This window comes from Geodermatophilus maliterrae (assembly GCF_041018925.1).
Lineage (GTDB): Bacteria > Actinomycetota > Actinomycetes > Mycobacteriales > Geodermatophilaceae > Geodermatophilus > Geodermatophilus maliterrae.
In genome coordinates this window covers 18,074-44,113 of sequence record NZ_JBFNXQ010000038.1, presented here as the reverse complement: position 1 = coordinate 44,113, position 26,040 = coordinate 18,074, and the positions used below count along the sequence as shown (strand labels likewise).

Genomic DNA, 26,040 nt, shown 5'->3' with positions numbered 1-26,040 from the left:
CTGCCACGAGGTCAGGCGCAGGCGGTGGTCGTCCCGTGGGCGCCGGGCTCCACGGTGTGGCCGGGTGGACGGACCAGCTGCGCAGCTGTACGCCATCGCCACCGCGGACCGGCTGCTCCCCGCTGACGTGTTCGACGGCCTCTCGGCGGAGCGGTGGCGGACGCCCCGCCCCTGTGCCGGGTGGACGGTGCGCGAGGTCGCCGCCCACCTGGGGCCGGGGTTCGCGCTGCAGCGACGTGCGGTAGGTGTTCAGCATGCCCTTGCACCCGCAGGCAGCCGCCTTCCTCGAGCGCCGGCGACTGGCCGGCGTCCGCCCCGACCACCAGTTGACCGTCGCCGAGGCCCGGGCGGCGGCCGACGTGCCGCCGCGGGTCGTGGAGCCGGTGGCGCGGGTCGTGGACACCACGGTGCCCGGAACGGCCGGGCCGGTCCCGGTGCGGGTGCACACCCCCGCCGGGCGTCCGCTGGGCGTGGTGGTCTACCTGCACGGTGGCGGACACGTCACGGGCACGATCGACAGCTACGACGGCCTCACCCGCCGCCTGGCCAACCGGGTCCCGGCGACCGTGGTCTCGGTGGGCTACCGGCGCGCGCCCGAGCACCGCTGCCCCGCTGCTGTGGAGGACGCCGAAGCGGTCCACGGCTGGGCCACGGACCACGTCCGTGTCCTGGCGCCGGACAGCGGCGGGCGGGTCGCGGTCGCCGGGGACAGCGCCGGCGGGAACAACACCGCCGTGCTCGTCCGCCGGCTCCGCGACGCCGGGGCGCCACCACCTGCACTGCAGGTGCTCGTCTACCCGCCCGTGGACGCCGTCGCCTACCGCGACCGCAGCGCCCACCCCAGCTACACCGAGTGCGGGCGGGGCTTCGGCCTCCTCTACGAGGACGGGTTGTCCTACTGGGACCACTACCTCGGCCCGGACGGTGACCCCGCCTCGCCGGACGCCTCACCGATGCGTGCCGCGTCCCTGGCAGGGCTGCCGCCGGCCTACGTCCTCACCGTCCAGTACGACGTCCTCCGTGACGAGGGCGAGGCCTACGCCAGGGCGCTGGAGGCTGCCGGCGTGCCGGTGCAGCACCGGCGGTGGGACGGCCACCTGCACGGCTTCCTCGGCGACCCGGCCACCTTCAGCGACGCCGACCCCGCCCTCGAGGAGATCGCCGCCGCTCTGCGCGCCGCCCTCACCACCGACGCCCAGGCGACGGTGTCCCACTGACCGCTCCGGGCCGCCTGCGCGCGGGAGGCCGTGGGCAGGATGCCGGGGTGTCCGTGCACGAGGACCAGGTCGAGGTGACCGCCGGGACGGTTCGCGCGCTCGTCGCCGACCAGTTCCCCGAGTGGGCCGGGCTCGACGTCCGCGAGGTGCGGTCCGCCGCCACCGTCAACGCCGTCTTCCGGCTCGGGGACGACCTGGCCGCACGCTTCCCGCTGAGACGCGAGGATCCCGACCGGCTCCGCGCGCAGCTGGAGGCCGAGGCCGCCGCGGCACGCGAGCTGGCGCTCGTCTCGCCCGTCCCGACGCCCGTCCCCGTCGCCCTCGGGGAGCCCGGGCACGGCTGCCCGTCACCGTGGAGCGTCCAGACCTGGGTGCCCGGGCGCGACGCGACGGTCGAGGACCCGGCCAGGTCCTCCGGCTTCGCCCGGGACCTGGCCGCGCTCCTCACGCGGCTGAGGTCCGCGGACACGCGGGGACGACGCTTCGGTGGTGACGGCCGGGGTGGCGACCTGACGGACCACGACGGGTGGATGGAGGTCTGCTTCCGCAACAGCGAGGGCGTGCTCGACGTGGCACGTCTACGGCAGGTGTGGGCGGAGCTGCGGACACTGCCGGCGCCGGACCCGGACGTCATGTGCCACGGCGACCTCACGCCGCCGAACGTCCTGGTCGAGCACGGCCGACTCGTCGGGGTCCTCGACGGCGGCGGGTTCGCCGCTGCCGACCCGGCGCTCGACCTGGTCGCCGTCTGGCACCTCCTCGAGGACGAGCCACGGCAGCTGGTGCGCGAAGCACTGGGGTGCAGCGAGGTCCAGTGGCGACGCGGGATGGCCTGGGCCTTCGAGCAGTCGATGGGGCTCGTCTGGTACTACGCCGAGTCGAACCCGGTGATGAGCCGCTGGGGGCGACGGACCCTCGGCCGCCTCCTCGCCGGCTCGGACGGGTGAGTCGGCGGGGCGCCGTTCGGGAGGCGTTCCGGGGCCCGCCCCACGGCCGTTCCGGCAGGGGCGTGCCGACCGGCACGCCGACGACGCCGCCGGGCACGTGGTGCGCGCGCGGCCGTCCGGCCACCCGGGCTCCGCGCCGTCTTCCCTGCCGGGGACCATCAGGGCATGACCAGCGAGGTGGAGACGGCGACCGGCCCGGACCGGGGAGCGGCGCCCACGGGGACGGAGGAGGCGGTGACCACCTTCGCCGACCTCGGACTGCGCGCCGAGCTGCTGGCCGCGCTGACCCGGCTGGGCTACGAGGAGCCGACGCCGATCCAGCGCGAGGCGGTGCCGCCGATGGCCGCGGGCCGCGACCTGCTGGGCCAGGCCGCCACGGGCACCGGCAAGACGGCGGCCTACGCGCTGCCGGTGCTGCAGCGGCTGCCCGACGACCGGCCCGGCCGGGACCCGCTGGCGCTGGTGCTCGTGCCCACCCGCGAGCTGTGCATCCAGGTGTCGGAGGCGCTGCACCGCTACGGCCGCGACCTCGGCGCCCGGGTGGTGCCGGTCTACGGCGGGCAGCCGATCCCGCGGCAGCTGCGGGCGCTGGAGGCCGGCGTCGACGTCGTCGTCGCCACCCCCGGCCGGGCGCTGGACCTCGTGCAGCGCAACAGCCTGCGCCTGGGCGGGGTGGCCACCGTCGTGCTCGACGAGGCCGACGAGATGCTCGACATGGGCTTCGCCGAGGACCTCGAGGCGCTGCTCGACGAGGTGCCCGAGGAGCGGCAGACGGTGCTGTTCTCGGCCACCATGCCGAGCCGGCTGGACTCGATGGCCCGGCGGCACCTGCGCGACCCGCTGCGCATCCAGCTGGCCCGCGAGATGCCGGTGGAGGGCGAGGCCCCGCGGGTGCGCCAGACGGCGTTCGTCGTCGCCCGCGCCGCCAAGGCGGCGGCGCTGGGCCGGGTGCTCGACGTCGAGAGCCCGACGGCGGCCATCGTCTTCTGCCGGACCCGTGACGAGGTCGACGACCTCACCGAGACGCTCAACGCCCGCGGCTACCGCGCCGAGGCGCTGCACGGCGGGATGAGCCAGGAGCAGCGCGACCGGGTCATGGGCCGGCTGCGCGGCGGCACCGCCGAGCTGCTGGTGGCCACCGACGTCGCCGCCCGCGGCCTGGACGTCGAGCAGCTGACCCACGTCGTCAACTACGACGTCCCGGCCGCCGCCGAGACCTACGTGCACCGCATCGGCCGGGTGGGCCGCGCCGGGCGCGAGGGCGTGGCGATCACCCTGGTCGAGCCGCGGGCGCACCGGATGCTCAAGACGATCGAGCGGGTCACCGGCGCGCCGATCCACGTCGAGCGGGTGCCCACCGTCGCCGACCTGCGGGCCCGCCGGCTCGAGCTGACCCGCGCCGCGCTCCGGGAGAGCCTGCTCGGCGACGAGCTGGAGCGCTTCCGCGCCGTCGTCGACACGCTCACCGACGAGTTCGACGTCGTCGAGGTGGCGCTGGCCGCGGTCAAGCTCGCGCACGAGGCCACCACCGGCCCGGACGACGACGAGGAGATCCCCGAGGTCACCCTGCGACCCGAGCGGCCGCGGCGGGACGGCGACCGGGGCGATCGCGGGCAGGGCCGGGGTCCCCGGGAGCGCCGGTCCGGCGGCGGCGACACGGCCCGGCTGTTCATCGGCGCCGGCCGCAGCGCGGGGGTGCGCCCGGGCGACCTGGTCGGCGCGATCGCGGGGGAGACCGAGCTGCGCGGCCGTGACGTCGGTGCCATCGAGATCGCCGAGCGGTTCTCGCTGGTCGAGGTGCCCGAGGCCGCCGCCGAGGACGTCATCGCCGCGCTCAAGGCCACCACCGTCAAGGGGCGGAAGGTGACCGTCCGCCGGGAGCGTCCGCGTCCCTGACGGGACCGTGCGTCGCAGCCGGCGACGTCGCTGCCGCGTTCACCGATCGAGGGCCGGCAGGGCGGCCGCGAGCGAGGGGCCAGCCGCCATCGCGCGGTCGTCGTGGTCACCGGCCCGGCCGCGGACCAGGGTCAGGGCGAGGTCGGCGGGCACGGGATCCGTCCGGGGTCGTGGTCGGCCACGGGCCGGGCGAGGACGACGCGGTGCAGGCCGGGGCCGTCGTGGTCGGCGTGCACGGGGACGCCGTCCACGAGCAGGTCGCCGGGCTCGGCGCGGAACCCGAGCCGGGTGTGGAAGGCGATCGAGGCGGCGTTGCCCGGGCTCGTGACGCACCGGACCTCGCGGGCGCCACGCTCCGAGGCCACCGCGCCGAAGCGGGCGTGCAGCCACCGGCCCAGGCCGCCGCGCCGGACGGCAGGGTCGACGCCCAGGAAGTGCACGTGGGCCGTCCCGGGTCGCGCGGGCGAGAGGAAGCCGACCAGGAAGGCGACGAGGCGGCCGTCGGCGTCCTCGACCAGCGTGCTGGTGTCGGCGAAGTGCTCGAGGAAGAGCCGGGGCACGAGCAGCGCCCGCTCGCGGGACCCGGCCCCGCCGCCGAAGCCGCCCCACCACCTGTCGAGCACGGCCAGTACGCGCGGGTGGTCGCCCGCGTCGGGGGAGCGCACGGTCCAGCCGGGAGGCGGGCCGGGGGTCACCGGTAGCAGCACCGCCCGCAACGCGCAGGCCCGCACCGCGCTCACCGGAGCGCCCCGGCCGACAGCCACCTGGTGAAGGCCGGAGCGACGACCGCGGCCAGCCGCCGGTAGCCCGCTGCCGAGGGGTGGACGGCATCTCCGGCGGCGACCTCGGCGGTCCAGACGGCGTCCGCGGCGAGCGGGCCGAGGTCCACGAACGGCACGTGGGTGCCGGCGCACACCTCCGCCATGCCGTCTGCCAGGTCGGCCGCCCGGGCGCTGGCATCGCCGTCGGCGACCGGGGGCGGACCGATCACGAGCACCGGCCACCCCGCGGCCTCCGCGTCGGCGAGCAGCCCCGCCAGGGTCGTCAGGGAGTGCTGTCGGTCCACCCGCCGTCGCCCGTCGAGGACGTCGACGTCGTTGGTGCCGAACGCGAACACGGCGCCGTACCGGTCGCCGTCCCGCAGCCGGCGGCGGGCCTCGTCGAGCCAGCGACCGGCGACGTCGACCGAGGTGTCCCGGCGCACGCCCAGGCCGTAGGCGGTGAGCTGCCACCCGGCCTCCCGCGCCGCGGCGGACACCGGGCCGACCCACCCGGCACCGGTCGGGTCCCCGACGCCCGCGGTCAGCGAGTCGCCGAGGAAGCACACCCGGACGTCGGGCGGGGCGCTCACGGCACGGCGCGGTCGCCGCTCCCCGGACCACCGCGGCGGCGTCGCGGCGCGGACGTGCGCACGACGACGGCCGGGACGGTGCGGGGGGATCGGGTCATGCCAGCAGTATGGTCATGCACACCAGTGCATCGTCAAACGTCACGGGGGCCGAGCGGCCGACGCCGTTGACACCGGAGTTCCCCCGTTGTGACGCTGACCACCTTCCCTGCCCCCGAGGAGCCGAGCGCTCGTTCGGGGGCCTCACCGACTGCTGGGAGACGATTGTGGCCGATGCCCCCGACATGACCGAGGTCCTCGCCGACGCCCCGAAGAACTGGGGCAAGTGGGGGGAGGACGACGAGGTCGGTGCGCTGAACTACCTGACCGCGGACGAGGTGATGCGCGGCGTCCAGCACATCCGGCAGGGGCAGGTGTTCACCCTCCAGCGGCTGATCGGCGACCCCAAGGGCGACCCGGTCTGGCCGGGCCGCTCACCGGCCGTCCGCACCATGCTGCTCGACGAGTCCACCTGGGACTCCGCCGAGGCCCCGCAGTTCCCCGGCGGCCTGCACTACGCCGACGACAAGATCGACGCGTTCCTCCAGGGCTCCACGCAGTACGACGCCCTCGGGCACGTCTGGTACGACGGCCAGATCTGGAACGGCTACGACGCCCGCAGCACGGTCGGCGGCATGGCCAAGGCCAGCGTGGAGCCGATCGCCCAGCGCGGCGTCGTCGGCCGCGGGATCCTGCTGGACATGGCCCGGTTCCGGGGCAAGGACACCCTCGACAAGGGCGAGACCTTCACCCACGAGGACCTCGTGGCCTGCGCCGAGGCCCAGGGCACCCGGATCGAGCAGCACGACATCCTGGTCGTCCGGACCAACTTCCTGCAGCTGTTCTTCGACCAGGGCGAGGCCTTCTACGAGGGGTTCAACGAGCCCGGCCTGGTCTACAGCCCCGAGCTCGTGCGCTGGTTCCAGGACATGGAGATCCCCAACCTGGTCACCGACACCATCGCCAACGAGGTCACCTACGACCCGAACAACGGCACGGCGCTGCCGCTGCACTGCGCCCTGATGCGCAACCTCGGTGTCACCCTCACCGAGATCTGCGACCTCGAGAAGCTCGCCGAGAGCTGCGCGGCCGACGGCCAGTACACGTTCCTCTACGCCGCGGCGCCGCTGAAGGTCCACCGGGCCACCGGCTCCCCGGTCAACCCGCTCGCCGTCAAGTGAGCCGTCCGACCGCGAGGGGGCATTGAGCGTCCACGCCGACCGGCCCCGGCTGGCCCTCTGCGGCGAGGGGTAGCCGGCCGACATCCAGCCCGAGCACGACACGCTGCTCGACGTCTTCCGCGCCTCACTCGCGGCGGCGCCCGACAGCGTGGCGATCAGGTACTTCGACGGCGTGCTCACCTCCGCCGACCTCGACGCCGCCTCCGACGCCTGGCCGTCGCGCTCGCCGAGGGCGGCTTCTCCCCCCGGGGGACCGGGTGGGCGTCTTCGTGCAGAACGACCCGGCGTTCGTCATCGGGCTGCTCGGCGCGTGGAAGGCCGGCGGGGCCGCCGTCGCGATCAACCCGATGAACGAGGCCCGCGAGCTCACCTACCTGCTCAGCGACTCCGGGGCGACGGCGCTGCTGTGCCTCGAGCAGCTCCACGAAGGCCGGGAGCTGACCCGCGCCGGGCGCCCCACCGGGGCGCCCGGCCACCGGCCCGGCAGCAGCGCGGGCACGACAGGACACGCTGCGTGTCCACAGGCCGTGGCCCGCGGCGTGTCGGGCCTTCCCCGGTGCCCGACCGAGTGGTCCGCACCACACTCGGGCTCCTGGTGCCCCTGGGCATCCCCGCGACGGAGCGGCCGGCGACGGAGCCGGGCCACACCGACCGTCGCGGGACGGCCGCGCCGACCGGCGCGGCGGACGACGGACGCGGCCGGTACAGAGGCGTGCCGGCCGCCTACTGGGAGGAGCGTCCGTGGCAGGCAACAAGGCGGTCATGTACATGGGACCGGGCAAGGTCGAGGTCGCCGACCTGGACTACCCCGGGTTGGAGCTGAAGGAGGGGCCGGGGGTCAACCCGGCCAACGTGGGCCGCAAGACGCCGCACGGGGTGATCCTGCGGACGGTGGCCACCAACATCTGTGGCAGCGACCAGCACATGGTGCGCGGCCGGACGACCGCGCCCGAGCGGCTGGTGCTCGGCCACGAGATCACCGGGGAGATCGTCGAGAAGGGCTCGGACGTCGAGTTCCTCGAGGTCGGCGACATCGTCAGCGTGCCGTTCAACATCGCCTGTGGGCGCTGCCGCAACTGCAAGGAGGGCAAGACCGGCATCTGCCTCAACGTCAACCCCGACCGGCCCGGCTCGGCCTACGGCTACGTCGACATGGGCGGCTGGACCGGCGGCCAGGCCGAGTACGTCATGGTCCCGTACGCCGACTGGAACGCGCTGAAGTTCCCGGACCGCGACCAGGCGCTGGCCAAGATCCGGGACCTGACGATGCTCTCGGACATCTTCCCGACCGGCTACCACGGCTGCGTCACCGCGGGCGTCACCACCGGCTCGACGGTCTACATCGCCGGCGCCGGTCCGGTGGGGCTGGCCGCGGCCGCCTCCGCGCACCTGCTCGGGGCCGCCGTCGTCATCGTCGCCGACCTCAACGCCGACCGGCTGGCCCAGGCCCGCAGTTTCGGCTGCGAGACCGTGGACGTCTCGAAGGGCGACCCCAAGGACCAGATCGCGGAGATCCTCGGCGAGCCCGAGGTCGACTGCGGCGTGGACGCGGTCGGCTTCGAGGCACGCGGGCACGGCAAGGACGCCGAGCGCGAGCAGCCGGCGACCGTGCTCAACTCGCTGATGGACATCACCCGGGCCGGCGGTGCCCTCGGCATCCCCGGCCTCTATGTGACCGGCGACCCGGGCGCGGCCGACGAGGCGGCCAAGACCGGCTCGCTGTCCATCCGGCTGGGGCTCGGCTGGGCCAAGTCGCACGCGTTCACCACCGGCCAGTGCCCCGTCATGCGCTACAACCGCCAGCTGATGATGGCGATCCTCCACGACCGGGTGCAGATCGCGAAGGCGGTCAACGCCGAGGTGATCCCGCTCGAGGACGCACCGCGGGGCTACGCCGAGTTCGACCAGGGCGCGGCGAAGAAGTACGTGCTCAACCCGAACGGCCTGATCCCGGCCTGAGCCGGAGCCACCGGGAGCCCCGCCGGGACGGGCGGGGCACCCGGTGGTGGGGGCAGGGCCCTCGCTAGCGGCGGGGTGGGCTCGCCGGGTCCTCCGGGACGACGTCGGGCACCCGGTTGGGCCCGGCCACCGCCGGCCGCGGGGCGTCCTGCCGGTGCAGCCGCACGGCGACCAGGGCGACGTCGTCCTCCGGGTGGCCGTCGACCAGCCGCTCGAGCACCTCGTCCAGCATCTCCTGCAGCGGCCGGTGGGCCAGCTCCCGCAGCGCCTCGCGCAGCCGCGCCAGGCCGGCGTCGAGGTCGGCGTCGCGCCGCTCGACCAGGCCGTCGGTGAACAGCAGCACCGTCGCCCCGCGGTCGAGGGTCACCATCGACTCCTCGCGGCGGGCCTCCGGGTCGACGCCGAGCAGCAGGTCCCCGCGCCAGGTGGCCAGCTCGGCCACGCTGCCGTCGGGGTTGATCACCAGCGGCGGGAGGTGGCCGGCGTTGGCCCAGCGCATCCGCGTCACACCGCGGCGGCGCTCGTCGTCGGTCTGCTCGAGGCGGGCCACCGCCGCGGTGGCCAGCACCCGGGTCTGCAGCAGGGCCATGGAGGCGTCGAGACCGCGCAGCACCTCGCCGGGGCCGGCGTCGCTGTAGGTGGCGATGCCGCGCAGCAGTCCGCGCAGCTGGCCCATGGCCGCGGCGGCCTCGGTGTCGTGGCCGACGACGTCGCCGATGACCAGCACCGTCGCGCCGCCCGGCTGGAGGAACGCGTCGTACCAGTCGCCGCCGACCCGGGCCGCCTCGGCGGCCGGGTGGTACCGGACGGCGATCTCGGCGTGGTCGGGCTCGGGCGGCTCGGTGAGCAGGCTGCGCTGCAGACCCTCGGCCAGGGCCTGCTGCTGGCCGTAGAGGCGGGCGTTGTCCAGCGCCAGCCCGGCGCGGTCGGCGACGTCCTGGGCGGTGGCCAGGTCCTCCTCGCGCGGCGTCCAGCCCGACCGGAAGTACAGGGTCATCACGCCGAGGGTCCGGTTGCGCCCGCGCAGCGGGATGCAGCTCGCCGAGCCGGGGCTCAGCGCGGCCAGCACGTCGCGGGCCTCGCCGGCGGCCAGGAGGCCGAGCACGGACTCGGTCGGCTCCATGACCGGCTCGCCGGTGAGCAGAGCGCGCATGAGCGGCGCGGTGACCGGCATGGCGTCCATCCGGACGGCGGCGTAGCGCTCGACCAGCGCGCGCTTCGAGGGGTCGGCGTGCCAGTACCCGACGTCGCGCGGGCGGCCGTCGGGGTCGACGACGGTGACGATGCACCAGTCGGCCAGCGCGGGGACGACCAGCCGCGGCAGGTGGGCGGTCGCCGACTGGACGTCGAGGGCCCGGCCAGCTCCGCGCTCACCTGGGCGAGCAGGGCCAGCCGCTGCGCGCCGCGCTCGGCCCGGTCCTGCACCCGGCGCCGCTCGGTGACCTCGAGGAAGTAGACCGACAACCCCTCCGGGCTCGGCCAGGCCCGTACCTCGTACCAGCCGTCGAGCGGCGCGGGGTAGTGGGCGTCGAACTGCACCGGCGTCCCGGTGCGGACCGCGGCGCGGTAGCTCTCCTCGAAGACGCTGTCGACCGTGGCCGGGAAGGCGGTCCACAGCTCCTGGCCGAGCAGCTCCTCGCGGCTGCGCCCGAGCAGCCGCTCGGCCTCGGCGTTGACGTGGGTGAAGCGCCACTCGCGGTCGAGGGAGTAGAAGCCGGCCGGCATGGCCTCCAGGACGCGGGTGACCCGCACGCCGGCCGCCCGCTCGGCGGTGGTGTCGTAGGCGGCGCCGAGCACGCGGGTCGCCGTCCCGTCCCCGTCGACGAGCGTTCGTCCGCGGGCCTGCACCCAGCGGGTGTCCCCGTCGGGCCAGACGACGCGGTACTCCGCCTCGTAGTCGCCGCGGGACTCGATGCTGGCCTGGAGCGCGCCGGTCACCCGGGGCAGGTCGTCGGGGTGCACGCGCTCGTTGAACGCCTCGATGCTGCCGCCGAAGGTCTCCGGCGTGTAGCCGAACATCTCGATCAGCCGCGGGTCCCAGGTCAGCTCGCCGGTGCGCAGGTCCCAGTCGAAGGTGCCGATGCCGGCGGCGTCGATGGCCAGGCCCCAGCGCAGCCGGTCGCTCTCGTACGCGGTGGTGAGGGCGGCCAGCTCCAGCTCGGTGACCGCGGCGGCGGCCAGCTGCCGCAGCGTGGCGACGTCGGCGTCCGACCAGGGACGTGGCGCCGGGGCGACCGCGCAGAGGACGCCCACGGTGTGCCCGTCGCTGTCGACCAGCGGTGCGCCGAGGTAGGCGCCGACGGCGCCGGCCGCCACCGGCGCGAGCCGGCTGACCCGCGGGTCGCTGTGCGTGTCGGGGACGACGACGGGCGCCCGGTCGGCGGCGGCGATCGCGCAGGCGGTGGCCTGCAGCGGCGTCTCGCTGCCGAAGGCGCCGGGCGGCAGCCCGACGCCGGCCACCACGACCTGGGCGTCGTCGACGAGGGAGATCTGCGCGATCGGGACGCCGAGCAGACGGGAGGCCAGTTCGGCGAGGCGGTCGAGCGGGGCGCTGGCGTCCCGGAGCCGCAGCCGCCGCGCCGCCCCCGCGCGCGGCCGGTCGGCCTGCAGTACCTCCGCCGCCGCGTGTGGGTCCGTGACAAGGCTCTCCACGCGGGACCGCGACGTGTCGTCCACCGAACCCCTCTGCCCGGCTCGTGGCCGACTCGATACCGCAGCCGCCCGACCGCTACCGGGCCAGGCGCCGGACAGATCGTAGGGGACGCCGGTTGCGGCCAACAGAGCTGACGGGCCGCATCACAGTCATTGACGCTCCGTAACGGCCCGCCCGGTCAGGCCGCGGGGAGGACCAGGGTGAGCGCCGTCCCGCCGTCGTGTTCCACGTGCAACCCCGCCCGGCGAAGGAGGGTGCGCAGTCGGACGGCGGAGTCCGGCTCGGCGGTCGTGGTGGCCAGCAGCCGGGCGACCCGGCCCTTGTGCGACTTGTTGGCGTGGCTGACCACGGTGCGGGTGCCGTCGGGGCGCTCGCTCCGCACGTCGACGGTCACCGCGCCCCGGACCGGCGCCAGCGCCTGGTAGCTCCCGCTGCGCAGGTCGACGACGAGTTCCCCGGCCGCGGTGAGCGCCGGGCCGAGGACCGGCCGCCACAGTGCGCGCAGGGTGGGCAGCCCGGGCAGCGCCGAGCCGGCCGAGAGCCGGTAGGCCGGGATCGGGTCGGTGGCCCGGGCGAGGCCGAACAGCGCCGAGCCGACCGCGAGCCGGCGGTCGGCCCGCGCCCGCTGGGCCCGCGTCATCGAGCGGACGCCGAGGACGTCGTAGAGGACGCCGGTGTAGCGCTCGATCGCCGGCGTGGTCGGACTGGTGCACAGGGCGGCGTTGCGGGCCAGCTCGACGTCCTGGCCAGGGGAGAGCCCGAGCGCGGCGCGGGCGGCCGGCGGGTCCGCGGCGAGCCGGACCAGCGCGTCGACCAGTGTGACGCGCACTCCGGTGAGCTCCGGGGTGGCCAGCGCGGCCAGGTCGAGCGGGGCACCGTCGCCGTCCGGGGACTTGGTCTCCGACGGCGGCAGGAGCACGAGCACGGGGAACGACGCTATCCGGCTCCTCTGCGGACCCCGCCGCGAGCTCGCGAGCGGTGGAGGGCAGCGGGGTCCTCGTTCAGGTCCAGTACAGCAGGCGGGCGCCGGGGAGCCGCTCGGGGAGCTCGCGCTCGAACCAGCCGCGCAGCTCGGCCATCGTGTCCCTCGGGTACACGTGCTTGACCGAGCCGAACTTGCCGCGCTTGGTGGTCCGGCGCGCCTCGTCCATCTCGAGCTTGGTCCGCGGGTACCAGTCGAGCAGCGTCTCCTTGCTGCCCGGCGTGAACCGGTGGGTGATGCACTCGACGGTGAGGTCGTGTCCGGCCGGGACGGCGGCGGCGATGCCGTCGACCAGCTCGGCGTACTGCTCGCGCCAGCCCTCGACCGGGATGATCGGCGCGATGGTGACGCCCACCGGGTAGCCGGCGGCGGCCACCGCCGACAGCGCCCGCAGCCGCGCCGGCACCTGCGCCGTCGCGCCCTCGAAGCGGCGGGCGACGGAGGCGGCGTTGACCGAGAAGCGCAGCCGGGTCCGGCCGCCGTGGGGCAGGGCCAGCAGGCCGGCGACGTCGTCGAACTTGGTGGTCGCCCGCAACTGCACGGGGCCGGCCCAGTCGTGGGTGCCGAAGTGCTCGACCATCCGCGACAGGCCGCCGGTCAGGTGCTCGATGGCCAGCGGGTCGGTGTAGCAGGAGGCCTCGAACGTCGTCCCCTCGCCGCCGCGCTCGAGCGTGCCGGAGGTGACGGCACCGTGGCCGACGTAGGAGTCGAGGCCGTCGAGCACCTCGTCGAGGTCGGCGAACACGCGGGTGATCGGCGGGCCGCCGAGCGAGCCGGCGAGGTAGCAGTACTGGCAGTGCGCCGGGCAGCCCTCGGCCAGGTCGACCCGCCAGTCCGCCGACGGCGGGATCGGCTGCAGCTCGCGCTTGGACGGCGCCGGGACGACGAGCGCGAGGGTGTCCTTGGCGGCCATGAACGCCGCGCGGTCGCCGTCGCCGCGCAGGTTGGGCAGCCGGTCGCCCTTCAGCATCTCGATGGCGTCGACCCCGGCCGCCTCGAGGCGCGCGAGGACGCGCCGGCCGTGCGACCGCTCGGCGGCCGAGCGGGTGACGAGGACCCGCTGGGGGATCCACAGCCGGGAGGGCACGGGGGCGAGAGGGGAGCCGGGAGGAACGGTGCCGGCGGGGGTGGCGGACGGTGCGAGCAGCGCGGTCATCGCCTCCTACAACACCGGGGGCGGCCTGCTGATGCCCTGGTCAGCGGCCTTTCTGAGCCCTCCTGTCGCCCTCGGCGGAGCCGTCGGTCAGGGTCGGGACGTGTCCGCCCGCACCCACCCCGGCTCCGCGCCCGCCCCGGCGGCGGCGTGCCCGGGCCCGACGCGCTGACGTGGACGCCGACTGGCTGCCCTCGCTCGGACTCGCCGCCGCGGTGGCGCTCGGCGCGGGCACGCAGCGCATCACCGGGCTCGGGTTCGCCCTGGTCGCGGCGCCCTTCCTCGTGCTCCTGCTCGGGCCGTTCGCCGGGATCCTCCTGATCAACGTGCTGGGGGTCGCGGCCTCGGTGCTGGTGCTCGTGCAGGTGCGGCGGGACGTGGACGTGCGCCGGGGCCTGCTGCTCTCCGCGCCCGCGCTCGTGGCGGTCCTCCCGGGCGCCTGGGTCGCCCGCAACGCCGCACCGGCTCTCCTGCAGGTCCTCGTGGGCGGCTGCGTGGTGGTGGCGCTGCTCGTCGTCCTCGTGGCCGACCGGCGCAGCGACACCGGACCGGGCGTCGCGGCAGGGACGGCCCCGGCGGTCCTCGCCGGGGCGGCGTCGGGCTTCATGAACGCGACCGCTGGGGTCGGCGGGCCGGCCCTGACCATCTACGCGGTGGCGACCCGCTGGCCGCAGCCCGCCTTCGCCGCGACGGCGCAGCTGTGCTTCACCGTCATCGGCTCGGCCTCGGTGGCGGCCAAGGGCCTGCCCTCGCTGCCCGCCGCGGACTGGGTGGTCGCGGCCGCCGCCCTCGCGGTCGGCCTCGTGGCCGGCACCGCCCTCTCCGCACGGGTGGCGCCGGCGGCCGCCCGCACCGCCGCCCTCACGCTGGCCCTGGTCGGGAGCGTCGCGACCGTGGTCGACGGCCTGCTCGGCGGCTGAGCCGGCTGTCTGTCAATGCACTTTCGCGGTAGGCGAACGCCATTCCGCGTATAGCAGAAGAATGGCATCCGGCGCGCATTTCCCAGCCATTCACGCCAGGCTCCTGGACGTCGGGAAGGAGCGACCGGAGGAGGCCTCGACACCATGCGCACCCACACGCCGACCAGCGGGCGCCCGCGCCTGAGCAACGGGGACGGGAGATCGCCGGGTCTCTCCGACACGGTCCTCGACCGGCTCCTGCGCGAGCGGATCGTCGTCCTCGGCGAGGAGGTGGACGACGAGGTCGCCAACCAGCTCTGCGCGCAGATGCTCCTGCTGTCGGCCGAGGACCCGAGGGGCGACATCCACCTCTACGTCAACTCACCCGGCGGCTCGGTGAGCGCCGGGATGGCGATCCACGACACCATGCAGTTCCTCGACTGCGACGTCGCCACCTACGCGTTCGGGATGGCCGCCTCGATGGGGCAGTTCCTCCTCACCGCCGGCACCCCGGGCAAGCGGTTCTCGCTGCCCCACACGCGGATCCTGGTCCACCAGCCCTCGGCCGGTGTCGGTGGGACGCAGTCGGACATCAGCATCCAGGCCGAGATGCTGCGCCGGCTCAAGCGCGACCTCAACGAGTTGCAGGCGCAGTACACCGGCCGGACGGTGGAGGAGATCGAGCGGGACTCCGACCGCGACCGCTGGTTCACCCCCGACCAGGCGCAGGAGTACGGCCTGATCGACCACGTCGTCGCCTCCGCGACCGCGCTGCCCGGTGGTCCCGGTCCGGTGGGTGGCTGAGGAGGGCAGGGGAGGGGACCTCGATGGACGTGCTCGTCCTCGGCGGGACGGCGTGGCTGGGCCGCGAGGTGTCCCGGCAGGCGCTCGGGCGCGGTCACGCGGTCACCTGCCTGGCCCGGGGCGAGGCCGGCGAGGTCGCCGACGGCGCCCGGCTGGTGATCGCCGACCGCGAGCGCCCGGACGCCTACGACGCGGTGGCCGGCCGGTCGTGGGACGCCGTCGTCGAGGTGTCGTGGCAGCCGGCGTTCGTCCGCGCCGCGGTACAGGCGCTGGACGCCCGGCACTGGACCCACGTCTCCTCGGTCAGCGTCTACGCCTCCCGCACGACGCCGGGCGAGGACGAGACGGGTGGACTGGGGGCGTCCACCGAGCAGCCTCGCGTCGGCCGGGATCTCTACGGGCCGGCGAAGGTGACCTGCGAGGAGGTGTCCCGGGCCGCCGTGGAGGACCGCTTGGTGGTGGCCCGCGCCGGCCTGATCGGCGGTCCGGGCGACCACACCGACCGCTCGGGTGCGTGGGTCGCCCGCGCCGCCCGCGACCCGGAGGGCCCGATGCTGGTCCCGGACACCCCGGACCTGCCCACGCAGGTGGTCGACGTCCGGGACCTCGCGGCGTGGCTGGTGTCCTGCGCGGAGCGGGGCGTGACCGGGACCTACGACGCCGTGGGCCCGGTGGTCCCCTTCGGCGAGTGGGTGGCCACCTCCCGGGCGGTCGCCGGGCACACCGGACCGGTCGTGCCCGCACCCTCGGAGTGGCTGCTGGAGCAGGGCGTCGAGCCCTACGCGGGCGAGGACTCACTGCCGCTGTGGCTGCCCGCGCCCGAGGACCGGGGCTGGTCGAGCCGCTCGGGAGCACGGGCCGTGGCGGCCGGGCTGCGCCACCGCCCCCGGGAGGAGCTGCTGGCCGACGTCCTGGCGTGGGAGCGGGCGCAGGGGCTGGACCGACCGCGGCGGGCGGGGCTCAGCGCCGCCCGGGAGGCCGAGCTGCTGGCTGCGCTGGACCGCTGACGCACGTCAGCCGGGGCGGGACCAGCTGCCCGCAGTGCCGCCGGTCCTCGTCCATCCTGGGGGGATGACGCGCCGGGCACGGGTCGCCGTGGACGTGCACGACCTCCGCCTGACCGATCCTCGGGGGCGGCAGCAGCCGCTGGCCGACGGGCCGGGCGTGCGCGTCGTCGTCCTGATGCGGCACCGCCACTAGCTGCCCTGCCGGCAGCACCTGGTCCAGGTGCAGGGGGAGGTGCGCGCGGCCGGCGCCCCGGAGCTGGGGCCGGTCCTGGTCGGCTTCGGTCCGGCCGACCGGCTGGCCGCGGTCGTCCGCCGGGCCGGGTTCACCGGCGCGGTGCTCAGCGACCCCGGCCGCGCGCTGTACCGGCGGCTGGGGATCGGGCGCGCGCCGTGGTGGCGGGTCTACAACCCCGGGACGCTCGTCCTGTACGCGCGGGCGCTGCGGTCGGGCACCCGGTTGACACGGCCCTCCGGGGAGGACACCCGGCAGCTGGGCGGGGACGCCGTCGTCGTGGACGGCACGGTCGTCGAGGTCTGGCGGCCGCGCAGCCCCGACGACCGGCCCCCGGCCGACGAGGTCGTGCGCGCGGCGCTCGCCCGGCGGTGAGCGTTCGGCGGGCTCAGTCGGCCAGCTGCACGACGACCGGGGCGTGGTCGCTGGCACCCTTGCCCTTGCGCTCCTCGCGGTCGATCAGCGCGCCGGTCACCCGGCCGGCGAGCGCGGGGGAGGCGAGCACGAAGTCGATCCGCATGCCCTCGCGCCGCGGGAAGCGCAGCTGCGTGTAGTCCCAGTAGGTGTAGACGCCGGGCCCGGGGGCGTGCGGCCGGACGACGTCGGCGTACCCGGCCTCGACCACCGCGCGGAACGCCGCCCGCTCGGGCTCGGAGACGTGCGTCGAGTGCGAGAAGACGCTCGTGTCCCACACGTCGTCGTCCTGCGGGGCGATGTTCCAGTCGCCGACCAGCGCCACCTGCGCGGCCGGGTCGGCGGCCAGCCAGCCGCCGGCGGCGGTGCGCAGCGCGGCCAGCCACTCGAGCTTGTAGTCGTAGTGCGGGTCGCCCAGTGCCCGGCCGTTGGGCACGTAGAGGCTCCACACCCGCACCCCGCCGCAGGTGGCGCCCAGCGCGCGGGCCTCCGCGGCCGGCTCCGCGCCCTCCTTCGCACTCCACGTCGGCATCCCGGGGAAGCCCGTCTCGACGTCGGCCAGCCCGACCCGGGAGATCACCGCGACGCCGTTCCACTGCGAGTGGCCGACGTGGGCGACCTCGTAGCCCAGGGCGGTGAACCGGTCCTCGGGGAACTGGTCGTCGCGGCACTTGGTCTCCTGCAGCGCCAGGACGTCGACGTCGCGCCGCTGCAGCCAGGCGGCCACCCGGTCGGCGCGAGTGCGGATGGAGTTCACGTTCCAGGTCGCGAGGCGCACGACAGCCGAGCCTAGTGAGAGGACCTCCCTGCCCCCCACCACTCGCACGCTCGCGGCGGGACCCTGCGAAGGGGCCGTCCGTCGCAACCACGGTCGGTGAGCAGGAGACCACGGTCACGTCCCATCGGGTGACCTGCGCGTTCACGGGGTACGGGCGCCGGGTGACTGCCAGCGACCAGTGGGACCATGGGCCGGTGACCACGACCCGGACGACGCGCCGGACCCGCGGGACGACGCGATGACCCGGGCCGCCCACCGGGTGCGTTCGTGAGCGACGACGCCGACCTGACCCGCCCGATCGGCGACGCGCCGGCCCTCCCGCCGGTCCCCGATGCCCGGGGCGCGCAGCGGGTGGCCGAGACCCCCGGGTCCCGGCGCCGCGCCCGCCGGGAGCGCCCGGAGTCGCGCTCGCTGGGCGCCGTCCTGGCGCTGACCGTCGTCAACGCCGTCGTCTGGGGCACCGCCTTCCTGGCCTCCGGGCGGCGCCGGCTGGGCGCGGCCCTGATCGTGGTCTTCCTGCTGGTCGTGGCCGGCGGCGTCTGGCTGGCCACGGCCGGGCAGCGGACCGCGGCGCGGCTGCTGGTCGACTCCGCCGGCCTCACCTGGGTCCTCGCCGGGATCGTGGTGCTGGCCCTCGCGTGGGTCGCCGTCGTCGTCGCCGGCTACCGCTCGCTGCTGCCGCGGCGCAGCTCCCGTCCCCGGCTGGCCCTCGGGGCCCTGCTCGTCGCCGCCCTCGTCGCCGCGATCGCCTACCCGGCCTACCGGGTCGGCACGGTGGCGGTGGCCCAGCGCGGCCTCCTGGACGGCGTCTTCGCCGACGACCGGGAGTCGGCCACGGTCGACGACACGGTCGACCCGTTCGGCACCAAGGAGCGGGTCAACGTCCTGCTCCTCGGCGGTGACGGCGGCGAGGGCCGCGAGGGTGTGCGCACCGACACGGTGATCGTCGCCAGCATCGCCACCGAGACCGGTGTGACCACGCTGTTCAGCCTGCCGCGCAACCTCGAGGACCTGCCCTTCCCGGCCGACAGCCCGCTGGCCGCGATCTACCCCGACGGCTTCGACGCCGGCAGCGAGAGCGAGAGCCTGCTCAACGCCGTCTACCGCAACGGCCCGGCGCAGCACCCCGACGTCCTCGGGGCCACCGACGACCCCGGCGCCGACTTCCTCAAGCTCGGCGTCGGCGAGGCCCTCGGCCTGGACATCGACTACTACGTGCTGATCAACCTCGACGGGTTCAGCCGCCTGGTCGACGCCCTCGGCGGGATCACGGTGAACGTCAACTACTACGTGCCGGTCAACGGCAACCCCGGCACCGGCGAGCTGCCCGACGCCTACATCGCTCCCGGCCCGGACCAGCGGATGGACGGCACGACGGCGCTCGACTTCGCCCGCGGGCGCTTCGGTCTCACCGACTACGACCGGATGGACCGCCAGCGCTGCACGATCAACGCGATCATCGACGCGGCCGACCCGATCACCCTGCTCGAGCAGTACCAGGAGCTCGCGGCCACGACGCAGGACATCGTCAGCACCGACATCCCGCGGACGGCGCTCGACGACTTCGTCGACGTGGCCTTCCTGGTCAAGGACGCCGAGGTCCGCAGCGTCGTCTTCGACACGAGCCTGATCGACCCGGCCTACCCGGACTACGACCTGGTGCGCCGCATCGTGTCCGACTCGCTGGCCCCGCCGGCCCCGGCCTCCCCCGCGCCGCCGGCCGCCCCCGGCGACCAGGCCGCGGGTTCCGGGGACGACCCGGCCGGGGAGACGCCGGCGCCCCCGCCCGCCGCCCCGGCGACCGACGTCGGCGACGCCTGCGCCTACGACCCGGTGCGGGCCCAGGAGGCCCTCGACGCCGGCCAGCCGCCCACGAAGAACGGCTGAACCAGGACCCGTCCTCCACCGTGTCGTCGAGGACGGCGGTCGTCACCGGGCCCATGGCCAGCGGCTCCTGCGTGAAGGGGACGCCGAGGGCCTCGAGCCGCTCGACCTCGGCGTGCACGTCGGCGACCACGAACGAGGAGAACGGGATGCCGTCGGCGACCAGCGCCTGCTCGTACGGGCCCACCGCGGGGTGGTCGCTGGGGCTCGAGCACGAGCTCCACGCCGTCCGGGTCCTCCGGCGACACGACGGTCAGCCAGCGGGGCTCGCCGAGGGGGACCTCGGTCTTCTCCACGAAGCCGAGCACCTCGGCCCGCCCGGTCCTGACCAGGCCCGCCTGCTCGAGCACCTCCAGAACACGTCGCCCACACCGGAACGATACGCAAGCGCCTGCTTGCCCGTCGAGGCCCGGAGCCGCCTCCGTCACCGGTCTGGTTGGCTCGGACGCAGCCGGGGGCCGACCCCGGCGGGAGCGGAGGCGGCATGGGCACCCCACGGGACGGCCGACGCGAGCGGCTGGTCGCGCTGCTCGTGCTGGGCATCGGCGCGGTGCTGCTGCTCTCCTCGCCGACCTGGTTCGGCAGCGGCCGCACGGCGGTCGGCGTCGGCCAGCTCGTGCTCGCCGTCGCCCTGCTCGGGTCGGGCGCCCTGCTGCTCCGCCGGTCCCGCGCCGGCTGACGCGGGGGCCGACCGGCACCTGCCGGACCGGCCCTCGAGCTCACGACGGCGCAACGGCGGACCGGGCGGCAGGCCTGCACCGGCGTCCGGGACGCCTCCGCCCGTCCGCTCCGGACGTCGATGCCCGCTTGCAGGCCCTGGTGACCCACACCACACTCCGGGAGGACAGGGGCCCCAGGACGGAGGACGCGTGTGAAGCTCGACAAGCAGGAACTGGTGAAGATGTTGCGCGCCGAGGGCGACAACGACCGGGCCGACCAGGTCGAAGCCGGTCAGCTCCCCGACGAGATCGACACCGACCGGGACGCCGACGCCCTCACCGCGGTGGGGCTCGACAGCTCCACGTTGCAGGCCAAGCTCGCCGGCGGCGCGATCGGCGGCAACCTGCAGATCTGACGGAGGACCTCCCTCCTCCTCACCACTCGCCGGCTCGTGGCGGGCCCGGGAGGCGGTCGCACGGGGCCGGCACCCAGCTGGGTGCCGGCCCCGTCGTCCTCCCTCAGCCGTGCCAGGGGCGCTCGCGCGCCAGCTCCTCCTTGGCCACCCCGCGGATGTGCACGGCGTCCGGGCCGTCGACGATCCGCAGCGTCCGGGCGCTGGCGTAGAAGCGGGCGAGGACGGTGTCGTTGCTGACGCCGGCGCCGCCGTGCAGCTGGATGGCGCGGTCGATGACGTCGAGGGCGACCCGCGGGGCGGCGACCTTGATCGCCGAGATCTCGGTGCGGGCGCCCTTGGCCCCGTACTTGTCGATCAGGTCCGCGGTCTTGAGCACGTAGAGCCGCGCCTGGTCGATCTCCATCCGTGAGAGGGCGATGCTCTCCCGGACGGTGCCCTGCTCGGCCAGCGGCCGGCCGAAGGCGACCCGCTGCTTGGACCGCTCCACCATGAGCGCCAGCGCCCGCTCGGCCATGCCGATGGCGCGCATGCAGTGGTGGATGCGGCCCGGACCGAGCCGGGCCTGCGCGATCATGAATCCGTCGCCCTCGCCGGAGAGGATGCTGGACACCGGCACCCGGACGTCGGTGAAGCGCAGCTCCGAGTGGCCGTGCTGGTCCTGGTACCCGAACACCGGCAGATGGCGGATGATCTCCAGGCCCGGGGTGTCCCGCGGGACCAGCACCATCGACTGCTGCCGGTGCGGAGCGCCCTCGGGATCGGTCTTGCCCATGACGATGAAGACCTGGCAGCGCTCGTCGGCGGCACCGCTGGTCCACCACTTGCGGCCGTTGATCACGTACTCGTCGCCGTCGCGCACGATCGAGGTCTGGATGTTGCGCGCGTCGGAGGAGGCGACGTCGGGCTCGGTCATCGCGAAGCCGGAGCGGATCTCGCCCTCCAGCAGCGGGTCGAGCCAGCGCTGCTTCTGCTCGGGCGTCCCGAACAGCATCAGCGTCTCCATGTTGCCCGTGTCGGGCGCGCCGCAGTTGGTCGCCTCCGGGGCGATGGTCGGCGACCAGCCCATGATCTCGGCGACCGAGGCGTACTCGAGGTTGGTCAGGCCGGCGAGCTCGTGGTGGAAGAGGTTCCACAGACCCCGGGCACGGGCCTCCTTCTTGAGGTCCTCGAGGACCGGCGGGTGGCCGTGGTCGTCGTGGCCGCGGGCGGTGCGCCACTCGTCGTACACCGGCTCGGCGGGGAAGACCTGCTCACGCATGAAGTCCCACATCCGGCCGCAGACGTCCTCGGCTCGGGCGGAGAGGGCGAAGTCCATGCACCGGAAGGTATCCCTCGACGTGACCGGCGTCGCACCGGGGTCGAGCGTCGATCCGGACATCGAACGGCAGGAGCCGGGCACCCGCTGACGTGACGGGTACCCGGCTCCTGCCGTTCGGGCGGCCCCCCTGCAGGGTCCCGCCGTGGCCCCGTCCCGGGCTCCTCTGAGCGTGCGGAGGGTGGGGAGGACGGGGTCCTTCCTCAGGCGCGGGTGGGGCGCGCGACCGTGCTGTTGACCGGGCCGAGCGCGATCACCAGGCCGACGAGGGCGGTGGCGACGTGCAGCACGTTGTCGGCGGCGTTGATGTTGAGGAAGTCCCACGGCTGGTTGATCGCGATGAGGCCGTAGACGAAGGCCGCCGCGTAGCCGACCGCGAGCAGCCAGCCGTAGGTGCGGGCGCCGGCCAGCGTGCGGGACAGCGCGATGCCGGCCAGGCCGATGACGATGTGCACGATGTTGTGCAGCGGGTTGATCATGAAGATCAGCAGCATCTCGTCCTGCGCGTTGTCGGCGAAGGAGTCGAAGCCGGTGACGAAGAAGCCGACGATGCCGACCAGGAGGTAGACGACCCCGAACGCGAGGGCGAGGGTCTGGGGCCAGGCCTTGGCCGGGCGGGCGCCGGTGTTTCCTGCGGCTGCGGACATGGGTGTTCCTCCGGATCGTGGGGTGCCCGCCGTCCTGGCGGGGCGTTCATCGAGCGGTACCCCGGCGTGATCACCGGTAACGGGGACTCCCCCTTCCGGGGGGTCCCGTTACCGGAACGTCATCAGCCGCCGGGGCTGGTGCACCCGGACTTCGCAGGAACCGGCTCCTCCGGTTCGCCTCGCTCCCCCGGAGGGGGGACCCGGCGTCAGGGCCTCGGCGTCGGGCGGGGTCGGCGGACGACGAACGGGCCGATGGCCAGCAGGTCGACCGGCGCGGAGCCGAAGCACTCGAGGGCGTCGCGGGGGTCGTCGACCATCGGCCGGCCGGCGGTGTTGAGGCTGGTGTTGACCACCACGGGGATGCCGGTGCGGCGCTCGAAGGCAGCGATCATGCGGTGCACCAGCGGCTCGGTCCGGCGGTCGATGGTCTGGATGCGCGCCGTCCCGTCGACGTGGGTGACCGTGGGGATGCGGTCCTTCCACTCGGGGGCGACGTCGTGCACGAAGAGCATGTACGGCGAGGGGATCGGGCCGCGGCTGAAGATCTCCGGCGCCTTCTCCAGCAGCACCATCGGGGCGACCGGGCGGAACTGCTCGCGGCCCTTGACGTCGTTCATCCGCTCGAGGTTGGCCTCGAAGCCGGGGTGGGCGAGCAGCGAGCGGTGGCCCAGCGCCCGGGGGCCGTACTCGCTGCGGCCCTGGAACCAGGCGACGATGCCGTTGTCGGCGAGCACCTCGGCGACGGCCTCCGCGACGTCGTCGGGACGCTCGTAGTCGATCGCCGCCGTCTGCAGCCACCGCTCGATCCCGTCGTCGCTCCACCCGCGGCCCAGCGCGGCACCGGGCATCGGCTCGGTGCGCTCGCCGAGCTCGTGCGCGACGTGCAGGGCGCTGCCCAGCGCGGTGCCGGCGTCACCGGCGGCCGGCTGCACCCAGACCTCCTCGAACGGGCTCTCGGCGAGGACGCGGGTGTTGGCCACGCAGTTGAGCGCGGTGCCGCCGGCCATGGTGAGCACCCGGTCGCCGGTCTGCGCGTGCACCCAGCGGGCCAGGTCGACGAGCACCTCCTCCAGCCGCTGCTGGACGCTGGCGGCGAGGTCGGCGTGGTCCTCGGTCCACTGGTCGCCCTTGCCGAGGCGGGGGGCGAACTCGGAGAAGTCGATCCGCTCGGTGCGGAAGCCGCCGTCGTCGGTGGCGCGGATCAGCTCCGACAGCTCACCGAGGAAGCGCGGCTTGCCGTAGGAGGCCATCGCCATGACCTTGAACTCGTCGGAGCTGCGCAGGAAGCCCAGGTGGTCGGTGAGGTCCTCGTACATGAGGCCCAACGAGTGGGGGAGCGTCTGACCGGCCAGGACCTCCAGCTGCCCGTCGACGTAGCGGCCGGCGAGGTGGCTGTGCGCCTCACCGCGGCCGTCGAGCACGAGGACCGCGTTGTCCCGCTGCGGCGCGGCCAGCCCGGCGGAGGCGGCGTGCGCGACGTGGTGCTTGACGAAGCGGACCTTCGCGGGATCGAGGCCGGGGAGGGCGTGGGTCAGGAAGTCGGGCGCCATCTCGGCGTACTTCTTGCGCATGACGTCGCCGTCGTCGAACAGCCCGGACTCCTCAGGGGTGCCCATGAGCGCGGGGTCGAAGGAGTAGGCGACGGCGTCGAGCTCCTCGGGGCGGATCCCCGCCTCGGCCAGGCACCACGCCGCCGAGAGCTCGGGCAGCTCCCACGCGCTCCACGGCAGCGGGCGCTTGCCGTGCTTGCGCCGGCTGAAGCGCTCCTCCTCCGCCGCGGCCACGACCCTGCCGTCGACGACGAGGGCCGCCGCCGGGTCGTGGTAGATGGCGTTGATGCCGAGGACCTTCACGTGCGCACTCCTCTCGCCGGGCTGGCGCGCCCGGTCTCCCGCTCGATGATCACCGGACGCGGGGGGATCCGCAGCGCGAGTCGCTGGACGGAGGGACCCGGCACGGGCGCGTGCCGGGTCCCTGCCGGCTACAGGGCCGGACGCCGGCTGCTCCAGTCGGTCGCCGACCCGTAGGCCTGTCCCACGCGGAGCACGCCTCCCTCGTCGAACGGCCGGCCGATGACCTGCAGCCCGATCGGGAGCCCGGCCGAGGTGTAGCCGCAGGGCACGGAGAGCGCCGGCAGGCCGGTGACGTTGCCCGGGGCCGCGTGACCGACCCAGGCGTCGATCACCGTCTTCTCCCTCCCCCCGGGGAAGGTGAACGTCTGCTGCCCCACCTCGGCCGCGGCGGCGGGGAGGGTCGGGCACACCAGCGCGTCGAGGCCCTCGAAGGCGCGGCGGAACGCCTGCTGCACCAGCGTGCGGACGCGCAGGGCCTTGATGTACTGCGTGGCGAGCACCGTCTCCCCGGCGTCGAGGAAGACCCGGACGTCGTCGGTGTAGCGGTCCCCCGACTCCCGCAGCATCTCCTGGTGGTACGCGCTGGCCTCGGGCACGAGCACCCCGAACTCGACGGCCATCATCTGGTCGGCGTAGGGGATCTCCACGTCCCGCAGCGTCGCCCCCTGGGCCTCGAGGACGCCGATGGCCTCCCGGACGGCCGACTCCACCTCGGGGTCGACGTCGTCGAAGAAGTAGTTGGTCGGGACACCGAGCGTCAGCCCGCGGACCCCGGCGTCCAGGTCGGCGGTGAAGTCGGGCACCGGCTCCTTCGCGGAGCCCGGGTCGCGGGCGTCGAAGCCGGCGAGGACCTGCAGGGTCAGGGCCGCGTCGCGCACGGTGCGGGTGAGCGGTCCGGCGTGGTCGAGCGACCAGCACAGCGACGTGATCCCGAAGCGGGAGACCCGGCCGAAGGTCGGCTTGAGACCGACCGTGCCGCACACCGACGCCGGGATGCGGATCGAGCCGCCGGTGTCGGTGCCCATCCCCACCAGGCACTCCCCGGCGGCCACCGCGGCGCCGGACCCGCCGCTCGAGCCGCCCGGCACACGTCCGGTGTCCCAGGGGTTGCGGGTCGTCGGGGTCAGCACGCCGTAGGCGAACTCGTGGGTGTGCGTCTTCCCCACCACGACGGCGCCGGCGTCGCGGAGCCGGGCGACGCACGCCGAGTCCTCCGTCGCGAGGTGGTCCGACCGGACCGCCGAGCTGGACGTCGTCGGCAGGCCCGCGGTGTCGTAGAGGTCCTTGATGCCCACCGGGATGCCGTGCAGCGGACCGCGGTACCCGCCGTCGCCGATCTCCTCCTCCGCCTGCCGGGCGGCCTCCAGCGCTTGCTCGGCGGTGACGGCGACGAAGGCGTTCAACCTGCCCTCGACCTCCTCGATGCGGTCGAGGGCGGACTGCACCAGTTCGACCGGGGACAGCGTGCGCCGCTCGATCTGCCGGGCGGCCTCGGCGATGCTGAGCTCGTGGGGTCGCACGTCCTCACGCCCACCGCGCGTCGAAGCCCGAGGCCGGCGGCGTCTCGCCCACCGCGATCCCGTCGAGGCTGTCGTAGAGCCCCAGGACCATGGTCACGGCCGGGCCCGCCGCTGCCCGCCGTTCGGTGCCCAGGTCCAGACGGGCGTGGGCGAGCAGCTGGTCCAGTGCCTCGTCGCCGAGTGGCGAGCGCGGTGTCGGCGCCATGGGTCACCTCTTCCGGGTCGGGAGCGGGACGT

General features: G+C 75.0%; 24 protein-coding genes and 2 pseudogenes. 14 read left to right on the top strand and 12 right to left on the bottom strand.

The genetic code is table 11. The features are described 5' to 3' along the window. The first annotated feature begins 254 nt into the window (after nucleotides 1–254). The 3 genes from ABQ292_RS13425 (at nucleotide 255) to ABQ292_RS13415 (ending at nucleotide 4,060) form a co-directional block, all read left to right on the top strand. Complete coding sequence (locus ABQ292_RS13425) at nucleotides 255–1,217, top strand: alpha/beta hydrolase (RefSeq protein WP_438940589.1); 963 nt, start codon at nucleotides 255–257, stop codon at nucleotides 1,215–1,217. A gap of 47 nt (nucleotides 1,218–1,264) precedes the next feature. After that, entirely contained in the window at nucleotides 1,265–2,164 is a 900-nt protein-coding gene (locus ABQ292_RS13420; protein WP_369207117.1) for a phosphotransferase, read from the top strand. 165 nt (nucleotides 2,165–2,329) lie between these two features. Then, entirely contained in the window at nucleotides 2,330–4,060 is a 1,731-nt protein-coding gene (locus ABQ292_RS13415) for a DEAD/DEAH box helicase (RefSeq protein WP_369207115.1), read from the top strand. A gap of 131 nt (nucleotides 4,061–4,191) precedes the next feature. Here ABQ292_RS13415 and ABQ292_RS13410 read toward each other — a convergent pair whose 3' ends face one another. Then, nucleotides 4,192–4,800 carry a GNAT family N-acetyltransferase gene (locus ABQ292_RS13410; protein WP_369207113.1) on the bottom strand — a complete coding sequence of 203 codons (609 nt, stop codon included), beginning with the start codon at nucleotides 4,798–4,800 and terminating at the stop codon, nucleotides 4,192–4,194. Further along, complete coding sequence (locus tag ABQ292_RS13405; protein ID WP_369207111.1) at nucleotides 4,797–5,411, bottom strand: GDSL-type esterase/lipase family protein; 615 nt, start codon at nucleotides 5,409–5,411, stop codon at nucleotides 4,797–4,799. Before ABQ292_RS13405 ends, ABQ292_RS13410 begins: the two co-directional genes overlap by 4 nt. Nucleotides 5,412–5,674: 263 nt before the next feature. On the opposite strand from ABQ292_RS13405, the gene ABQ292_RS13400 reads away from it, so the two are divergent. The 3 genes and pseudogenes from ABQ292_RS13400 to fdhA all read left to right on the top strand — a co-directional run bounded on the left by ABQ292_RS13400 (nucleotide 5,675) and on the right by fdhA (nucleotide 8,587). Continuing rightward, nucleotides 5,675–6,628: a cyclase family protein gene (locus ABQ292_RS13400; RefSeq protein WP_369207109.1), complete on the top strand. Its 954-nt coding sequence runs from the start codon at nucleotides 5,675–5,677 to the stop codon at nucleotides 6,626–6,628. A 257-nt stretch (nucleotides 6,629–6,885) separates the two neighbouring features. Then, nucleotides 6,886–7,041, top strand: a pseudogene (locus tag ABQ292_RS13395) (AMP-binding protein); the annotation flags it as partial. Nucleotides 7,042–7,369: 328 nt separating this feature from the next. After that, nucleotides 7,370–8,587: a formaldehyde dehydrogenase, glutathione-independent gene (fdhA, locus tag ABQ292_RS13390; RefSeq protein ID WP_204692187.1), complete on the top strand. Its 1,218-nt coding sequence runs from the start codon at nucleotides 7,370–7,372 to the stop codon at nucleotides 8,585–8,587. Nucleotides 8,588–8,651: 64 nt separating this feature from the next. On the opposite strand, the gene ABQ292_RS13385 is transcribed toward fdhA, so the two are convergent. From ABQ292_RS13385 to ABQ292_RS13370, 4 genes and pseudogenes are all read right to left on the bottom strand, one after another. Beyond that, nucleotides 8,652–9,872 carry a PP2C family protein-serine/threonine phosphatase gene (locus tag ABQ292_RS13385; RefSeq protein ID WP_369207119.1) on the bottom strand — a complete coding sequence of 407 codons (1,221 nt, stop codon included), beginning with the start codon at nucleotides 9,870–9,872 and terminating at the stop codon, nucleotides 8,652–8,654. Nucleotides 9,873–10,072: 200 nt separating this feature from the next. Beyond that, nucleotides 10,073–11,239: pseudogene (locus tag ABQ292_RS13380) on the bottom strand (PAS domain-containing protein); the annotation flags it as partial. 179 nt (nucleotides 11,240–11,418) lie between these two features. Next, nucleotides 11,419–12,165: a peroxide stress protein YaaA gene (gene yaaA / locus ABQ292_RS13375; protein WP_369207107.1), complete on the bottom strand. Its 747-nt coding sequence runs from the start codon at nucleotides 12,163–12,165 to the stop codon at nucleotides 11,419–11,421. Between the two features lie 76 nt (nucleotides 12,166–12,241). Continuing rightward, the gene (locus ABQ292_RS13370) at nucleotides 12,242–13,378 is read right to left on the bottom strand and encodes an SPL family radical SAM protein (RefSeq protein WP_369207105.1); all 1,137 of its coding nucleotides are present in this window, start codon (nucleotides 13,376–13,378) and stop codon (nucleotides 12,242–12,244) included. Nucleotides 13,379–13,548: 170 nt separating this feature from the next. On the opposite strand from ABQ292_RS13370, the gene ABQ292_RS13365 reads away from it, so the two are divergent. The 5 genes from ABQ292_RS13365 (at nucleotide 13,549) to ABQ292_RS13345 (ending at nucleotide 16,692) form a co-directional block, all read left to right on the top strand. Continuing rightward, nucleotides 13,549–14,295 (top strand): TSUP family transporter, encoded by a 747-nt coding sequence (locus ABQ292_RS13365; protein ID WP_369207103.1) that lies wholly within the window; start codon nucleotides 13,549–13,551, stop codon nucleotides 14,293–14,295. Nucleotides 14,296–14,439: 144 nt separating this feature from the next. Continuing rightward, nucleotides 14,440–15,078 carry an ATP-dependent Clp protease proteolytic subunit gene (locus ABQ292_RS13360; RefSeq protein ID WP_369207101.1) on the top strand — a complete coding sequence of 213 codons (639 nt, stop codon included), beginning with the start codon at nucleotides 14,440–14,442 and terminating at the stop codon, nucleotides 15,076–15,078. Nucleotides 15,079–15,101: 23 nt separating this feature from the next. Further along, nucleotides 15,102–16,085 (top strand): Rossmann-fold NAD(P)-binding domain-containing protein, encoded by a 984-nt coding sequence (locus tag ABQ292_RS13355; protein WP_369207099.1) that lies wholly within the window; start codon nucleotides 15,102–15,104, stop codon nucleotides 16,083–16,085. A 64-nt stretch (nucleotides 16,086–16,149) separates the two neighbouring features. Beyond that, nucleotides 16,150–16,278, top strand: coding sequence for a hypothetical protein (locus ABQ292_RS13350; RefSeq protein ID WP_369207097.1), 129 nt, complete (start codon nucleotides 16,150–16,152; stop codon nucleotides 16,276–16,278). 27 nt (nucleotides 16,279–16,305) lie between these two features. Then, the gene (locus tag ABQ292_RS13345) at nucleotides 16,306–16,692 is read left to right on the top strand and encodes an AhpC/TSA family protein (protein WP_369207095.1); all 387 of its coding nucleotides are present in this window, start codon (nucleotides 16,306–16,308) and stop codon (nucleotides 16,690–16,692) included. 13 nt (nucleotides 16,693–16,705) lie between these two features. Here the strand turns inward: ABQ292_RS13345 and ABQ292_RS13340 are convergent, their stop codons facing one another. After that, complete coding sequence (locus tag ABQ292_RS13340) at nucleotides 16,706–17,509, bottom strand: exodeoxyribonuclease III (protein ID WP_369207093.1); 804 nt, start codon at nucleotides 17,507–17,509, stop codon at nucleotides 16,706–16,708. 267 nt (nucleotides 17,510–17,776) lie between these two features. Here ABQ292_RS13340 and ABQ292_RS13335 point away from each other — a divergent pair, with 267 nt between their 5' ends. From ABQ292_RS13335 to ABQ292_RS13325, 3 genes are all read left to right on the top strand, one after another. Beyond that, on the top strand, nucleotides 17,777–19,396 hold the full coding sequence (locus ABQ292_RS13335) for an LCP family protein (RefSeq protein ID WP_369207091.1): 1,620 nt from the start codon (nucleotides 17,777–17,779) through the stop codon (nucleotides 19,394–19,396). Between the two features lie 481 nt (nucleotides 19,397–19,877). Continuing rightward, nucleotides 19,878–20,072 carry a hypothetical protein gene (locus ABQ292_RS13330; protein WP_369207089.1) on the top strand — a complete coding sequence of 65 codons (195 nt, stop codon included), beginning with the start codon at nucleotides 19,878–19,880 and terminating at the stop codon, nucleotides 20,070–20,072. Between the two features lie 192 nt (nucleotides 20,073–20,264). Continuing rightward, entirely contained in the window at nucleotides 20,265–20,468 is a 204-nt protein-coding gene (locus ABQ292_RS13325; RefSeq protein WP_369207087.1) for a hypothetical protein, read from the top strand. A 103-nt stretch (nucleotides 20,469–20,571) separates the two neighbouring features. Here the strand turns inward: ABQ292_RS13325 and ABQ292_RS13320 are convergent, their stop codons facing one another. From ABQ292_RS13320 to ABQ292_RS13300, 5 genes are all read right to left on the bottom strand, one after another. Then, nucleotides 20,572–21,783: an acyl-CoA dehydrogenase family protein gene (locus ABQ292_RS13320; RefSeq protein ID WP_369207085.1), complete on the bottom strand. Its 1,212-nt coding sequence runs from the start codon at nucleotides 21,781–21,783 to the stop codon at nucleotides 20,572–20,574. A gap of 203 nt (nucleotides 21,784–21,986) precedes the next feature. Further along, nucleotides 21,987–22,430: a DUF4383 domain-containing protein gene (locus ABQ292_RS13315; RefSeq protein WP_369207083.1), complete on the bottom strand. Its 444-nt coding sequence runs from the start codon at nucleotides 22,428–22,430 to the stop codon at nucleotides 21,987–21,989. A gap of 206 nt (nucleotides 22,431–22,636) precedes the next feature. After that, complete coding sequence (locus ABQ292_RS13310) at nucleotides 22,637–24,283, bottom strand: carbamoyltransferase family protein (protein WP_369207081.1); 1,647 nt, start codon at nucleotides 24,281–24,283, stop codon at nucleotides 22,637–22,639. Nucleotides 24,284–24,411: 128 nt separating this feature from the next. After that, nucleotides 24,412–25,803 carry an amidase gene (locus ABQ292_RS13305; RefSeq protein WP_369207079.1) on the bottom strand — a complete coding sequence of 464 codons (1,392 nt, stop codon included), beginning with the start codon at nucleotides 25,801–25,803 and terminating at the stop codon, nucleotides 24,412–24,414. Nucleotides 25,804–25,807: 4 nt separating this feature from the next. Continuing rightward, nucleotides 25,808–26,008 (bottom strand): hypothetical protein, encoded by a 201-nt coding sequence (locus ABQ292_RS13300; RefSeq protein WP_369207077.1) that lies wholly within the window; start codon nucleotides 26,006–26,008, stop codon nucleotides 25,808–25,810. Nucleotides 26,009–26,040 lie beyond the last annotated feature (32 nt).

Coding starts and splice junctions, on each gene's coding strand:
- ABQ292_RS13315 (WP_369207083.1), bottom strand. CDS start 22,430: ATGTCCGCAGCCGCAGGAAACACCGGCGCCCGCCCGGCCAAGGCCTGG.
- ABQ292_RS13355 (WP_369207099.1), top strand. CDS start 15,102: ATGGACGTGCTCGTCCTCGGCGGGACGGCGTGGCTGGGCCGCGAGGTG.
- ABQ292_RS13415 (WP_369207115.1), top strand. CDS start 2,330: ATGACCAGCGAGGTGGAGACGGCGACCGGCCCGGACCGGGGAGCGGCG.
- ABQ292_RS13300 (WP_369207077.1), bottom strand. CDS start 26,008: ATGGCGCCGACACCGCGCTCGCCACTCGGCGACGAGGCACTGGACCAG.
- ABQ292_RS13320 (WP_369207085.1), bottom strand. CDS start 21,783: ATGGACTTCGCCCTCTCCGCCCGAGCCGAGGACGTCTGCGGCCGGATG.
- ABQ292_RS13350 (WP_369207097.1), top strand. CDS start 16,150: ATGACGCGCCGGGCACGGGTCGCCGTGGACGTGCACGACCTCCGCCTG.
- ABQ292_RS13330 (WP_369207089.1), top strand. CDS start 19,878: ATGGGCACCCCACGGGACGGCCGACGCGAGCGGCTGGTCGCGCTGCTC.
- ABQ292_RS13360 (WP_369207101.1), top strand. CDS start 14,440: ATGCGCACCCACACGCCGACCAGCGGGCGCCCGCGCCTGAGCAACGGG.
- ABQ292_RS13370 (WP_369207105.1), bottom strand. CDS start 13,378: ATGACCGCGCTGCTCGCACCGTCCGCCACCCCCGCCGGCACCGTTCCT.
- ABQ292_RS13425 (WP_438940589.1), top strand. CDS start 255: ATGCCCTTGCACCCGCAGGCAGCCGCCTTCCTCGAGCGCCGGCGACTG.